This window comes from Streptomyces resistomycificus (genome assembly GCF_001514265.1).
GTDB lineage: Bacteria > Actinomycetota > Actinomycetes > Streptomycetales > Streptomycetaceae > Streptomyces > Streptomyces resistomycificus.
Genome location: NZ_KQ948992.1, coordinates 352847 through 366197 on the forward strand (window position 1 = coordinate 352847; position 13351 = coordinate 366197).

Consider the following 13351-nt stretch of genomic DNA (forward strand, 5'->3'; position numbering starts at 1 on the left):
TGCACTTTATTGACGGGAGTCATCTGCACGCCTAAGTTCGCGGTGTCCTTCCCCCGCTCAAGGGAGACCCGCGATGCCCGCGTCCCCGTCCCCGTCCGCGAGCCCCGACCGCACCCGGCAACTACGCCGAGTCGCCCTCTCCGGCCTGCTCGGCACCGCCGTGGAGTTCTACGACTTCCTCGTCTACGGCACCGTCGCCGCCCTCGTCTTCGGCGAACTCTTCTTCCCCGGTGCCGATCCCGCCGTCGGCACCGTCGCCGCGTTCGGCACCTTCGCCGCCGGCTACGTCGCCCGCCCCCTCGGCGGCATCGTCTTCGGCCACTTCGGCGACCGGCTCGGCCGCAAGTCGATGCTGCTGCTCACCATGGGCCTGATGGGCGGCGCCAGTTTCCTGATCGGCCTGCTGCCCACGTACGACACGATCGGCGTCTGGGCGCCGGTCCTGCTCATCGCCCTGCGCGTCGTCCAGGGCATCGCCATCGGCGGTGAGTGGGGCGGCGCCACCCTGATGGTCGTGGAACACGCCGGAGAGCGGCGCCGCGGCCTGTGGTCCAGCTTCACGCAGATGGGAGCCCCGCTCGGCTCCCTGCTGTCCTCGCTGGTCGTCACCCTCGTGGTCGCCATGCCCAGGGACGAGTTCGCGGCGTGGGGCTGGCGGGTGCCGTTCCTGCTCAGCGTCGTCCTGCTCGGCGTCGGCCTCTTCGTACGCCTCAAGGTCGTCGAGAGCCCGCTCTTCGCCGAGGTGAAGAAGGACAACACGGAGTCCCGGCTGCCGATCCTCGACGTACTGCGCCGCCCGCGCCCCGTCCTGCTCGCCTGCTGCGTCGGCATCGGCGCCTTCACCGCCCAGTCGCTGCTGACCAGCTACCTGATCTCGTACGCCACCGGCATCGGCTACGCCCGCCCGCAGGTGCTCACCGCGCTCACGGTCTCCGCCTGCGTCGCCCTCGTCGTCCTGCCCTGCGCCTCCGCGCTCTCCGACCGGGTCGGCCGCCGCCCCGTCGTCCTCGCCGGCGCCCTCGCCTCGGCCGCGCTCGCCTTCCCCGTGCTGGCGCTGATCGACTCGAAGTCGCCGGGACTGCTGATCCTCGCCGTCGTCCTCGGCCACGGCATCGCCCAGTCCACGATGTACGGCCCGCTCGGCGCCCTGCTCACCGAGATGTTCGGCACCCGGGTCCGCTACACCGGCGCCTCCCTCGGCTACCAGGGAGCCACCCTGATCGGCGCCGGCTTCTCCCCGATGATCGCCGGAAGCCTGGTGGCGGGCAGCGGGAACGGCACCCCCGTCGCCCTGCTGGTGTGCGGCGGCTCGCTCGTCACCGCGCTGACCGTCTGCTTCGTCCGCGAGACCAGCCGCACAACCCTCGCCGACACCGCCGAACGTCCCACCGCCCCCCACACGGAGGAGATCCCCGCATGACATCCGGCCCCCGCGTCGCCAGTGCCACTGCCCTCCTGCTCGCCCTCGCCTCCCTGCCCACCTCGGCCGTGGCGGCCCCGGCGGACCCGTCGGCCCTGTCGGCCACGTCGGCCACCGGCCGCGTCGAAGGCCGGCTCCCGTCGGGCGCGACGTACATGATGGACATGCCCGACGGCTGGAACGGCACCGTCCTGCTCTTCAGCCACGGCTACACCACGGCCGGCGCGCCCAACCCCGCCCAGGACGCCCCCGACGAAACCACCAAGGCCCTCCTGCTGAAGCAGGGTTACGCCCTCGCCGGCTCCTCCTACGCCACCACCGGCTGGGCGGTGACGGACGCCGTACCCGACCAACTGGCCACCCTCACCGCCTTCACCGACCGCTTCGGAGAGGCCCGCCGGACCATCGCCTGGGGCCGGTCCTACGGCGGACTGGTCACCACCGCCATCGCAGAGCGCCACGCGGACCGCATCGACGGCTCGCTGTCCCTGTGCGGCCTCGTCCAGGGCGGTGTGGCCAACTGGAACAACACCCTCGACCCCGCCTTCGCCCTCAAGACGCTCCTCGCACCCGACTCCGACATCCCGCTGACCGGCCTGCCGGACCAGACGGCCGCCACCCGCGCGGCGGACGCCCTGACGGCCGAGGTGGACGCGGCACAGTCCACGGCCGCCGGCCGGGCCCGCATCGCCCTCGCCGCCGCCCTGCACAACATCCCGGTCTGGAACCAGCCGACGCAGACCAGGCCCGCCGCCACCGACTGGGACGCCCAGCAGGCCAACCAGTACGAAGCCGTCAAGGGCCTGCTGAAGATCGCCGCCTTCAACCGCCGCCAGGAGGCCGAGAGTCGGGCGGGCGGCAACATGTCCTGGAACACCGGCGTCGACTACGCGAAGCTGCTCGGCCGGTCCTCCGTACGCAAGGAGGTCGACCAGCTGTACAGGAAGGCCGGCCTGTCCCTGCGCGACGACCTCGCCACCCTCGACCGCGCCCCCCGCATCAGCGCCGACCCGGCCGCCGTCGCCTGGATGAGCGGCACCAGCTCCTTCACCGGCGAGCTGACCACACCGCAGCTCTCCGTCCACACGACCGGCGACGCCCTGGTCCCCGTCCAGACCGAGAGCGCCCTGCGCCGGGCGGTCACCGCCGCCGGCTCGGCGCCGCTGCTGCGTCAGGCGTACACCGACAACGCCGGCCACTGCACCTTCAGCCCCGCCGAACAACTCGCCGCCCTGCACACCCTGGAGGCCCGCCTCACCACGGGCCGCTGGCAGGGCACCGACCCGCGGACCCTCAACTCCCGCGCCCGGGCGGCCGACCCCACGACCCCCGCCCGCTACGTGGCGTACCGCCCGACCCCCTACCTGCGACCGTACGACCTGGCCCACCCCGCCGACGGCGGCTCCCACGACAGCCACTGAAACCGTACGACGGCCGCCCGCCGCGCCGCGGGTGGGCGGCCGTACCCTTTCCCCGTGGAGGACGAAGACATCCTGGACACCCTGGACAGCCTGGACGCGCCGGACACCCCCGACGGCCCGCAGCCGCGCCCGCAGTCGCTCATGCTCACCTTCTTCGGCAACCACGTCCTGGAAGCGGGCAACCTGTGCGTCTACTCGGGCAGCATCATCGACGCCCTCGGCCGAGTCGGCGTGGGTGAACAGGCCGTACGCTCCACGCTGACCCGCATGGTCAACCGCGGCCTGCTGCAACGCCAGCGCGAAGGACGCCGGATGTACTTCGGCCTCACCCCGCAGGCGACCCGTGTCCTGGAGGACGGCCGTACCCGCATCTGGAAACAGGGCGCCGTCAACGACGACTGGGACGGCACCTGGACCCTGCTCGGTTTCTCCCTCCCCGACTCCTGGAAGCGCCAACGCCACGACCTGCGTTCCCGGCTCACCTGGTCCGGATTCGGCGCCCTGTACAGCGGCCTGTGGATCGCTCCCGGCAACGTCGACGTCTCCACCACCGTCTCGGAACTCGGCCTCACCGCCCACGTGAAGATCTTCCACGCCCAGGCCGACGTCGCCACCGACATCGAGCTGATGATCCGCGACACGTGGGACCTGGAGTCCATCGCCGCGCGCTACGTCACCTTCGACAAACGCTGGACCGCCCACCTCGGCACGGCCTCCGGGGACGACCCCATCGCCACCCGCCTGCGCCTGGTCAGCGAATGGCTCTGGACCATCCGAACCGACCCCCGACTCCCGGCCCGCCACCTGCCCCCCGCCTGGCCGGCCCGCACCGCGCAGGACACCTTCCGCCGCGTGGCGGAACAAACCGCGGCACCCGCAGGGCAGATGGCCCGCGACCTACTGGAAACAGCCCGACTCCGGTAACCGGCACTCGTGCGGTCGCCTTGCACCTGCCGAGCGAGACCGCCACCGTAGATGACCAGGTCCTCGGCGACGCGCGGTGTGCGAAAGCGCCACCCCGTCGTGATGCGAGTGCCGGGGGGCTTTGACGCGGGCCGACGGCAAGGTGCCCCGACCGGGTGACGCGAACCCGGTTCGACACCAGCGATCACTCAGGCAGTCGTTCCGGGCGCACTTCTGGCTGCTCATCCCGGACCGGGACCCGAAGTCGAGCGGCTGCGCCCGGATGGGTGCTGGTGAAGAACCCTTCACTCGCATGGGCTGAAATCTGTCATGGCTGCTGTAGACATGCCTCCGTACCAGGGTTAGTGTGTTTGCTGTAGCCAGGAAGTCAGTGAGGCGCGGCAGACACGAACTGCCCGCATGCAGTGCAGGCACGGCGGTGGAGTGGCGGGGCCGGAGTTGGTTTCGGGGCCCCCTCGCTGGCCGCCGGGTCAGGCGGCCTCATCAGGGCTGTCAGCAGTACGCAGGACCGCAGTACCAGCAGTACCAAGATTCTTGGCAAGGAAGAGAAGGAGGCGGACGCCATCAGGATCGCCCGGGCGAGAACGGTCAGCCCGGGTACCGCAGGCACCGGAACGGAAGGTGGTCCCACGGTCACGCATCCGCGATCCCCGCACTCTCCGCCCTTCGAGGGCTGGTGCGGAAGCAGAGGGTCGGCACCGCAGTAAGCCGACCGATGGTGTTACAAATCCCTCGGGGCCTTGGTGCCGTACGGCACCAAGGCCCCTCGACGCATTCCCCAATCAGAGGTGCAGATGACCGCAGACACACCGCTCGACAGAATCGACGACGACGACTACCCCGCTTACACCATGGGACGAGCAGCGGAGATGCTCGGCACCACGCCGGCCTTCCTGCGTGCCCTCGGTGAAGCCCGGCTGATCACCCCCCTGCGTTCCGAGGGCGGCCACCGTCGCTACTCGCGCTACCAGCTGCGTATCGCCGCCCGCGCCCGCGAGATGGTCGACCAGGGCACCTCCATCGAGGCGGCCTGTCGCATCGTCATCCTGGAAGACCAGCTCGAAGAGGCCCGGCGCATCAACGACGAACTGAAGCTGCGGCACCGTGACGTCGGGTCCAGCCCCAAGGCGGACGTCTGACTGCACCTTCACAGAGGACGGTGGCCCCACCAGGAGGGCCGAGGGCTACGATCGCCCGCCCGCCGGGCTGACGCGGCTGTGGACGCGGAACCGGGCGGGTGTGTCACCCGGAGCGGGACGGAGGTCCACGACGACCGGGCCGGCGAAGATGTACCCCTGTTCGGCGGCATGACGGCACACCTGGTGGACGAGGACGGGTGCCACCGGCAGAGGGTTGTCACAGAGCTGCCGGTGGACCTCCGGAGGCACTTCGACGACGAAGGCGTTGGGCACCACGATGCGCTGACGGCCGAGGATCAGGGCGTTGTCGTCGCACTGCCTCAGCAGCGCGGCCACGACCTCGCCCCGCCCCGGCCTCACCGGCAGCAGGTAGCGCCGGACGTTCGTCGCCCAGCGCTCCATGGCGCGTTCGCTTGTGTGCAGGAGCCTCATCGGGGGCGCCTGCCCCAGCGTCCGGTCGGGCAGGCTCAGCCACAAGAGTGGTCGACAGCCTGCCCTGTCGCTCAGACGGGCAGGGGCGCGCCCAGCATCACGGAAGCCCGCTGGAGCGGGTCGACGACCGTCGCGGTCGCGGCCTTGGGGGCGGTGCGGCAGGTGAAGCCGAGCGCGGTCATGGCCCTGAGGACCTCGCCGGTGCTGAAATCGCGGCGGTCCTGGCGGGTGATGATCTGGCCGACCTGCTTGGCGGGGTAGTGGCGCCGCCCGATGATCACGGAGTCACCGATGACCGGCTCCGGCTTGACGCCCTTCATCGACTCCAGCACGCCCCCCTTGCTGAGCTCGAACGGGAAGCGGGCGATGACACAACGCATGATGCCTCACAGGGAGAAGAAGGGGAGAGGACCGACCGTGGGGAGGCGGTTCAGCCGGAGAGGGAGAGGACGCCCAGGGCGTTGCCGTGCTCGTCGACCACGGGCATGACCCCGAGCCGGCGGTGTCGCATCGTCCGCTCGGCGTCGGCCACCGTGGTCAGCGGTGAGGCGAAGGGCCCACCGTCGGCGATGTCGCGCAGACGGACCTGGTCCGTGTATCCGACGCCGTCCCGTACGGCGGTGAGCCGGGCCCGGGTGACCAGGTCGGTGCACTCGCCGTCCTCGTCACAGACGACGAGGTGACCCGTGCGGGCGGCGGTCATGACGGACAGCGCCACCTCGACGGTCATGTCGTCCCAGACCTGGGGTCCGGCCGTGTCCATGGCATCGGCAGCCGTCCTGTGCACGGAGTTGGCGCTCGTCGGACGGGGATGCATCTGGACCAGCGTCAAGAGATACCTCCTGCAGAGATGGGTCGGCTTCCTGATCACTACGTTTCTAGGCTGCCGCGTCGGAGACGGACCGCCGCGCGGGCGCGCGCCGGGTCGCCGAGGCGGGGCGGCGCCGGCCGCGTGAGGTGGCGCTGCGCTTGGGGCGCTCGACCACCGGCGCGGTGATGACGACCGGGATGCCGGAGGGGGCCTGGGCGCCGGTGATGCGGTGCAGGGCCTCTTCGCCGGTGCGGACCTGGGTGGTCTGCGGGACGATGCCGGCCGTCGCCATGAGGCGGGACATGGCGCGGCGCTGGTTGGGCGTGACCAGGGTGACGACCCTGCCGGACTCGCCGGCGCGGGCGGTCCTGCCCCCGCGGTGGAGGTAGTCCTTGTGGTCGGTCGGCGGGTCGACGTTGACGACGAGGTCGAGGTTGTCGACGTGGATGCCGCGCGCCGCGACGTTGGTCGCCACCAGCACGTTGACGTGTCCGCTCTTGAACTGCGTCAGCGTGCGGGTGCGCTGCGGCTGCGACTTGCCCCCGTGCAGGGCGGCGGCCCGCACCCCGCGGTTCAGCAGGTGCTCGGTGAGGCGGTCGACGGCGTGCTTGGTGTCGAGGAACATCAGCACGCGACCGTCACGCGCGGCGATCTCGGTGGTGGCCGTGTGCTTGTCGGTGCCGTGTACGTGGAGCACGTGGTGCTCCATCGTGGTGACCGCGCCGGCCGACGGATCGACGGAGTGCACGACGGGGTCGCTCAGGTAGCGGCGCACGAGCAGATCGACGTTGCGGTCGAGAGTGGCGGAGAACAGCATCCGCTGGCCCTCGGGGCGGACCTGGTCGAGCAGGGCGGTGACCTGCGGCATGAACCCCATGTCGGCCATCTGGTCCGCTTCGTCGAGCACGGTGATGGAGACCCGGTCCAGCCGGCAGTCGCCGCGCTCGATGAGGTCCTTGAGGCGTCCGGGAGTGGCCACGACGATCTCGACGCCGCCGCGCAGCGCGCTGGCCTGCCTGCCGATCGACATCCCTCCCACGACCGTGGCGAGGCGCAGCCGCACCGAGCGGGCGTACGGCGTGAGTGCGTCGGTGACCTGCTGCGCCAGCTCCCGTGTCGGTACGAGGATCAGCCCCAGCGGCTGCCTGGCCTCGGCGCGCTGCCCGGCCGTACGGGCCAGCAGCGCCAGCCCGAAGGCGAGGGTCTTGCCGGAACCGGTGCGCCCCCGGCCGAGGACGTCACGGCCGGCGAGGGAGTTCGGCAGCGTCGCGGCCTGGATCGGGAACGGTACGGTCACGCCCTGCGAACCGAGCGCGGCCAGCAGTTCCCCGGGCATGTCGAGGTCGGCGAAGCGCTCCGCGGCGGGCAGCGCCGGGGTGATCGTCTTCGGGAGGGCGAACTCACCCTGGGGCGCGGCGGGGCGGCGGCTCGGACCGTTGGAACGGAACGGCCCGCCGGAGCGGCTCGGAGGCGATGAGGCGAACCGGTTGCCGTTCTTTCCCGGGGCGGCGCTGCCGTTCCGAGTGCGGGCGAAGCGGTCGTTCGTGCGTGTGCGGTTCATGCGGAACCTTCCTCGATGCGGCACGTATCAAGGAATTCCCGCAGCAGGAAGCCGCACGAGAATTGCAAGAACAGGCCGAATGGAACGCGAAAATGAATGTGTGCTGCGGAACATTCGAGAGGGGAGAGGGGTTGGCACCCCTCGAAAGGGAATCCGTGTGCGTGAGCCTGCGGATTCCTCGCAGTAGTGCCGCAGGCGAAAACACTGCGGAAAGCAGGTGTAGCTGGGGCCCGCACCCCGAAGGATGCGGGCCCCAGCTACACGTACGCGTCAGCGTCAGGCGAGGACGATGTTCTCGGCCGTCGGGCCCTTCTGGCCCTGCGCGATGTCGAAGCTCACCTTCTGGCCTTCGAGCAGCTCGCGGAAGCCCTGGGCGGCGATGTTCGAGTAGTGGGCGAACACGTCAGCGCCGCCACCGTCCTGCTCGATGAAGCCGAAACCCTTTTCCGCGTTGAACCACTTCACGGTGCCAGTAGCCATTTTTGTCTCCTTCGGGGCAGTGAGTAGACGCCCGCACTTTACGAACGCCGTGTCGCCGCGATGATCAGCCCGCCCGGAAAAAGACCGGTATCAAAAAGCACTCCAGTGGCTCGGAAGCCGACTGGGGAGTACTGAAAAATTCGGGAACCACAACTGCAACTGAGATAGACAGTAGCACGTTGCGGCGGTCCGTGTTTGTAGAGTAATTCCGCTCCGCTCGTTGCTGCAACGAAACTGCCCGCTCGTTCCGTTAAACCCTCATCCCGCGGATACAGATATAATGCCGTCCATGATCTCTGCCTGATCAGCGAAATGCCGGGGACAGTCCCTCCCTGGGCAGGATCAACACGCAGGGGGCGCCAGGACCCGGCAGCCCGACGACCTCGCCCATGTTCTGCCAGCCCCAGGACGAGAAGGCGGACTGTCCCACCAGGTCGGCGGGATGCAGCAGGGTGACTCCGAGGCGGCAGCGCAGGTCCCTGAGCAGGCGCTGTTGCAGGCGGCGGGCGATGTCGAGGTGCTGCGCGTGCGGATGGGCCACCACCTGGGTGAGGACGGCGAACCGCGCGCGCGAGGTGAGTCGTTGGATGCTCTCCTGGAGCGTCGCGTCCAGCCCGCGCCGCCCGGAAAGGTCGGGGCCCACCGGAAAACCGAAGGCACAGCCGACCAGCACCGTCGTCTCGGCGACCAGGAGCGCGAAGCCGGGGCGGTGGACGCTGACCGCCAGGCGGCGCAGGAAGTCTCCACGGTCCTGGTGCGCCTCGCCGGGGGTGCCCGCGACGGACTCCGCGGCCAGGTCGGCGATGTCCTCGCGCACACCCTCGGCCTGCCACCGGCTCAGCCGACGGAGCCGGATCCCGTCCTTGAGCACCGGCTGCACCGACCCGCGGGCGGAGCCCGTGGGTGCCCGCGGCGCGGTACTCGTGAGGTCGCGGCGTACGGCAGGCGGTACGGGACCCGCGGGGGCCGTGAGAAGCAGCGAGGTGGATCCGGTGGCGGCGAGGAGCCGGGTGATCTGTGCGCACGGGTGGTGCAGCATCAGGGAGGCGTGCACCCGGCCGGCGCGCCGTGACGCCGACAGCAGGACGTCCAAGCCTCTGGCGTCACAGGAGCCGACCGTGGCCAGGTCGATGTCGATGGCGGTGACACCGTCCAGGAGGCACTGCTCCAGTGCGGCCCGCAGGAGAGGGGTCGTGGCCGGTCCGATGTCACCGGCGAGCGTGACGAGGGTGCGCTCCCCTCGGTTCCGCCGATGGATGTCCAGCCGAGTTGCTTCGACCGCGGGGGACATGATGCCGACCCGTCACCGCGCCGACCGCTGAGGGCGGCCCGGACTCGTCTTTCGCCAAGGACGACCCGGTGTGGCCGGAGTGCGTGATGCCCTCGGTACCTCAACCGTACGCCGCCCGCAACCGGAGCGGCTTCGCCGAGGGCCTCACCCTCGCGTGTTCGTGATTTCGGACACTGGTCGGTGAATGGAACATGCGGGGCCGGGCGAGGTGCTCACGTGGCCGTCATCGACGGCACCCTCCTGAGGCGCTGTCCCGTCCTGCGCGGTCACAGTGTCCCGGCCCGTGATGTGAGGGCGGCGCAACTGAAGTCCCCACGGGGTCTAACAGGTCGGAAACCGGCCGCAACCGCAGTCGGACTAGCTTCGTGACCATGAGGGTGTGGACGCCATCCCGGCCGTGGCCCGGCAGGCTCGGCAGACTCGGCGCAATCGGCAAGGGCGGTTTCGGCAGGGGTGGTTCGGGGCGCCGCCGCGGTGGCCGAACGAGTCCCGTCGGCCGAACGGGACCCGGTGACGGACCGAGTTCCGGCGACCGGTCGATGCCCGGCCGTCGGCCGATGTCCGGCCGTCGGTCGATGCCCGGCTGGCGCAGCATCAGAGGCCGTGTGGCGGTGGTCATCACGGTCCCGATCTGCTTGCTGTTGGCGGTGGCCGGTCTGGCCGTGTACGGCCGCGCCGAGGCCCTCGGCGACGCGCGCACGACCCGTGCCGAGGTCGGCCTCAGCCTCCGGGTCCAGGCACTGGTGCACCAGCTCCAGCGTGAACGCGGCCTGACGAACGGTCTGTTGGGAGGTGAGGAGAGCTTCCGGACCCCGCTCGCCGCTACGCGCAAGCGCGTTGACACGGCGCTGCGCGGAATGCGCCCCGAACGAGCCGTCGAGGATGTCGTCCAGCGGCACCTGCGCCGCCTCGCCGCCGTCCGCTCCGCCGCTGACAGCGCGACCGTCGGCCCGGACACCGCCGACCGGACCGCCACCCTCGCCTTCTACACCACCGCCGTCGACGCACTCAACGCCGTCGACCCGGTGACGGAGACCGCGACCAGCGCCGACCGCCAACTGCGCGACAGTCTCACGGCGTTGCGGGAACTGGCGGCCGCCAAGGAGTCCGTCGCTCTCGAACGCGGGCTCCTCAACGGCGTGTTCGCCGACGGCGCCTTCCACGGCCGCGAGTACCTCTCCTTCACCGAGGTGCGCGCCACCCGTGTCGCCGCCCTCGCCCGCTTCCGCCAGGTCGCCACCGCACCCCAACGCGCCGCCCTGAAGAGCGCCTTCGGCACCAAGGGCGCCCAACGCGCCACCGCCTACGAGAACCAAGCCGAACGTGCCGCCGACGGCTCCGCGCTGAGCGCCGACGCGGGCACCTGGTGGGACGCGATGACCGCACTCGTCGACGATCTGTACGACGTCCAGCGGTCAGTCGGTGACGACGTACGGGACCGGGCCGACCGGCTCAGTCACGACGCGGAGCTGGGTCTCGCCGCCTACCTCGTCGCGGGAACGCTCATGGCCGCCCTCGTCGCGGGTCTCGCCGCCTTCGCCTCGCGTTCCCTCACGCGCCCGCTGCGCGCGCTCGCCGAGGCCGCCCATGACGTGGCCAGGCACCGACTGCCGGCGACCGTAGCCCGTATCCAACAGTCCCCGCCGTCCCCGCCGTCCCCGCAGTCCGCGTCATCCCCGCAGTCCGCGTCATCCCCGCAGTCCGCGTCATCCCCGCAGTCCGCGTCATCCCCGCAATCCCCGCAGGACCAGGGGGAGTACCTCGCTTCGGCCGAGGTCCCGGACAGCACCGAGGCGGAGTTGTCGGGCGGCACGGCGGAGATCGCCGCGGTCGCGGCGTCCCTGCGGCAGGTGGAACACACCGCCCTCCACCTGGCTGCCCAGCAGGCCGGGCTGCGCCGCAGCACCACCGAATCGCTCGCCAACCTCGGCCGCCGCAACCAGAACCTCGTACGGCGCCAGCTCAGCCTCATCACGCGTCTGGAACGGCAGGAACTCGACCCGGACGCCCTCGCCGAGCTCTTCGAGCTCGATCACCTCGCCACCCGCATGCGGCGCAACGCCGAAAGTCTGCTGGTCCTGGCCGGGCAGAATCCGCCGCGGCCCACGGCGGCACCCGCCGACAGCCTGGAAGTCGTCCAGTCCGCCGTCGCCGAGGTGGAGCAGTACCAGCGGGTCCTGATCGCGACCGTGGAGCCGGTGCGGGTGCGCGGGCACGCCGTCGCGGATGTCGCCCACCTCCTCGCCGAACTCATCGAGAACGGGCTGAACTTCTCACCACCGACCGAGCCGGTCGAGGTGCACGGCTGGTACGACACCGAGGACGACACGTACTGCTTCGCCGTCGTCGACCACGGCATCGGCATGTCGGACGCCGACAAGGAACGTGCGGGCGCCCGTTTCTCCGACTCCGGCGAGGAGGCCCTGCTGGCCGCGCCCACCCGGTTCCTCGGCCACCTCGTCGTCGGCCGGCTCGCCCACCGCCTCGGTGAAGGGGCGAGGGTCCACCTCTTCGACACCACAGGCGGTGGCCTGTCCGCACTCCTCGTCCTTCCCGGGCGCCTGCTCGCCCCTGCGCAGAACAGCACCGCCCCACCCCCGCCCGCCAGGCCCGCCGTCTCCTCCCTGCTCAACGGCTTCCGAGCAGGTGTCGCCCGTGCCGAGGCCAGAAGCACCCAAGGAGTGTCATCGTGACCACCGCCGTCCAGAGTTTCGGCTGGCTCATCGCGGAGTTCGTACGCACCACCGACGGCGTCGTCGACGCCGTCGCCGTCTCCTCCGACGGCCTCCTCATGGCCACCTCGGACGGCCTCGGCCGAGATCGCGCCGACCACCTCGCCGCCGTCGTCTCCGGCATCACCAGCCTCGCCCAGAACGCGGCGGTGACACACGGCTTCCGCGGCATGAAGCTCGTCATGATCGAGATGCTCGGCGGCTTCCTCATGGTCGGCCGCATCCGCGACGGCAGCTGCCTCGGCGTCCTCGCCGCCGAGGGGTGCGACGTCGGCCTTGTCGGCTACGAAATGGCCGTACTCGCCGACCGAGCCGGCGAACTGCTCACCCCGCAGCTGATACGCGAACTCAACTCCACCCCACTGGCCGCGGGATAGCGTTTTGTCCCCCGGCCCAAGGGCACACGGACAGTGAGACTCCGCGGAGGTACCGAGATGAGTGCCGGAGAAAAAGCCAAGGCAAAGGCCGAACAGGTCGTCGGCAAGACCGTGCGGATGGCGGCCCACGCGGTCCACAAGGAAACCCTCGCAGCGAAAGGCGCCGCTCTCGAAGCGCGGGGCACGACGCGGGGCGCGAAAGAACGGGGCAAGGGTTCCCTCAAGCGCTGAGTCCTCGACCCGCCACCCGGTGACTGCGACCCGCCACCCGGTGGCTCGCCGGTGACCGGAGCGTCGTCGCTGTTCAGCACCACTGCGAGTTCGCGCGGTCCGCGACGATCTCCACGTGGAGAAGGCGGTCGTCCGGGCCCTCCACGACGAGATAAGCGGTCGTGCCTCCAACCGATTTGGTGAAGCAGCCAGGCGACGTCCCGCCTCCGGCCAAAGCCCGCGGCCGCCAACCGTCGGCCCGGGCCGCCTCCCGGTAGTGCCGCAAGGCTTCCCTCGACGAACCGTCGTACCGGTACCGCGCCCCCACGACCACGAAGCGGTCATCGTCATCGCACTCCTGGAAACGGTCCTCCCGGGTCGCCCCTTCCGGAGCTGCGTCCAGCACCGTCTCGCCGGCCAGCACCTCAGCGAGCCGGTCCTCGCCCTCGCCGCACCCGTGGACGGTCAGGAAGTACAGCGCGGGCAACCCCGTCAGCAGCAATCCCGAAACGGCCAACGCGGCAACCGGTCGAAAGCCTGTCCCCATTCCCCT

At 70.7% G+C, this 13351-nt stretch carries 14 protein-coding genes; 7 read left to right on the forward strand and 7 right to left on the reverse strand.

Annotated elements, in window-relative coordinates:
- The first annotated feature begins 73 nt into the window (after window positions 1-73).
- The 4 genes from AQJ84_RS19855 to AQJ84_RS19870 all read left to right on the forward strand — a co-directional run bounded on the left by AQJ84_RS19855 (window position 74) and on the right by AQJ84_RS19870 (window position 4904).
- A complete protein-coding gene (locus tag AQJ84_RS19855) occupies window positions 74-1420 on the forward strand; it encodes an MFS transporter (RefSeq protein WP_030039012.1) in 1347 nt (448 codons plus the stop codon).
- Window positions 1417-2841, forward strand: a complete 1425-nt coding sequence (locus tag AQJ84_RS19860) for an alpha/beta hydrolase family protein (RefSeq protein WP_030039013.1) — start codon at window positions 1417-1419, stop codon at window positions 2839-2841. The genes AQJ84_RS19855 and AQJ84_RS19860 overlap by 4 nt, the downstream gene beginning before the upstream one ends.
- Before the next feature lie 54 nt (window positions 2842-2895).
- The gene (locus AQJ84_RS19865) at window positions 2896-3765 is read left to right on the forward strand and encodes a PaaX family transcriptional regulator (RefSeq protein WP_030039014.1); all 870 of its coding nucleotides are present in this window, start codon (window positions 2896-2898) and stop codon (window positions 3763-3765) included.
- Window positions 3766-4559: 794 nt separating this feature from the next.
- Complete coding sequence (locus tag AQJ84_RS19870; RefSeq protein WP_030039015.1) at window positions 4560-4904, forward strand: MerR family transcriptional regulator; 345 nt, start codon at window positions 4560-4562, stop codon at window positions 4902-4904.
- Between the two features lie 45 nt (window positions 4905-4949).
- Here the strand turns inward: AQJ84_RS19870 and AQJ84_RS19875 are convergent, their stop codons facing one another.
- The 6 genes from AQJ84_RS19875 to AQJ84_RS41065 all read right to left on the reverse strand — a co-directional run bounded on the left by AQJ84_RS19875 (window position 4950) and on the right by AQJ84_RS41065 (window position 9479).
- A complete protein-coding gene (locus tag AQJ84_RS19875; RefSeq protein WP_030039016.1) occupies window positions 4950-5336 on the reverse strand; it encodes an FhaA domain-containing protein in 387 nt (128 codons plus the stop codon).
- A 71-nt stretch (window positions 5337-5407) separates the two neighbouring features.
- Window positions 5408-5716, reverse strand: a complete 309-nt coding sequence (locus AQJ84_RS19880) for an SCO5918 family protein (protein WP_030039017.1) — start codon at window positions 5714-5716, stop codon at window positions 5408-5410.
- A gap of 50 nt (window positions 5717-5766) precedes the next feature.
- Entirely contained in the window at window positions 5767-6168 is a 402-nt protein-coding gene (locus AQJ84_RS19885) for a CBS domain-containing protein (RefSeq protein WP_030039018.1), read from the reverse strand.
- Between the two features lie 46 nt (window positions 6169-6214).
- Window positions 6215-7708 carry a DEAD/DEAH box helicase gene (locus AQJ84_RS19890; protein ID WP_030039019.1) on the reverse strand — a complete coding sequence of 498 codons (1494 nt, stop codon included), beginning with the start codon at window positions 7706-7708 and terminating at the stop codon, window positions 6215-6217.
- Window positions 7709-7984: 276 nt separating this feature from the next.
- Window positions 7985-8188 (reverse strand): cold-shock protein, encoded by a 204-nt coding sequence (locus AQJ84_RS19895; RefSeq protein WP_030039020.1) that lies wholly within the window; start codon window positions 8186-8188, stop codon window positions 7985-7987.
- A 304-nt stretch (window positions 8189-8492) separates the two neighbouring features.
- Window positions 8493-9479, reverse strand: coding sequence for an STAS domain-containing protein (locus AQJ84_RS41065; protein WP_078631687.1), 987 nt, complete (start codon window positions 9477-9479; stop codon window positions 8493-8495).
- Window positions 9480-10084: 605 nt separating this feature from the next.
- Between AQJ84_RS41065 and AQJ84_RS19905 the strand changes: the two genes are divergently transcribed.
- From AQJ84_RS19905 to AQJ84_RS43530, 3 genes are read left to right on the forward strand one after another with little or no spacing between them, the layout of a single operon-like run.
- Window positions 10085-12172 carry a sensor histidine kinase gene (locus AQJ84_RS19905; RefSeq protein WP_225889110.1) on the forward strand — a complete coding sequence of 696 codons (2088 nt, stop codon included), beginning with the start codon at window positions 10085-10087 and terminating at the stop codon, window positions 12170-12172.
- Window positions 12169-12588, forward strand: coding sequence for a roadblock/LC7 domain-containing protein (locus tag AQJ84_RS19910; protein ID WP_030039022.1), 420 nt, complete (start codon window positions 12169-12171; stop codon window positions 12586-12588). The genes AQJ84_RS19905 and AQJ84_RS19910 overlap by 4 nt, the downstream gene beginning before the upstream one ends.
- A gap of 57 nt (window positions 12589-12645) precedes the next feature.
- Complete coding sequence (locus AQJ84_RS43530) at window positions 12646-12819, forward strand: hypothetical protein (protein WP_164873018.1); 174 nt, start codon at window positions 12646-12648, stop codon at window positions 12817-12819.
- Window positions 12820-12892: 73 nt separating this feature from the next.
- Here the strand turns inward: AQJ84_RS43530 and AQJ84_RS19915 are convergent, their stop codons facing one another.
- A complete protein-coding gene (locus AQJ84_RS19915) occupies window positions 12893-13315 on the reverse strand; it encodes a hypothetical protein (RefSeq protein WP_225877166.1) in 423 nt (140 codons plus the stop codon).
- Window positions 13316-13351: the final 36 nt, after the last annotated feature.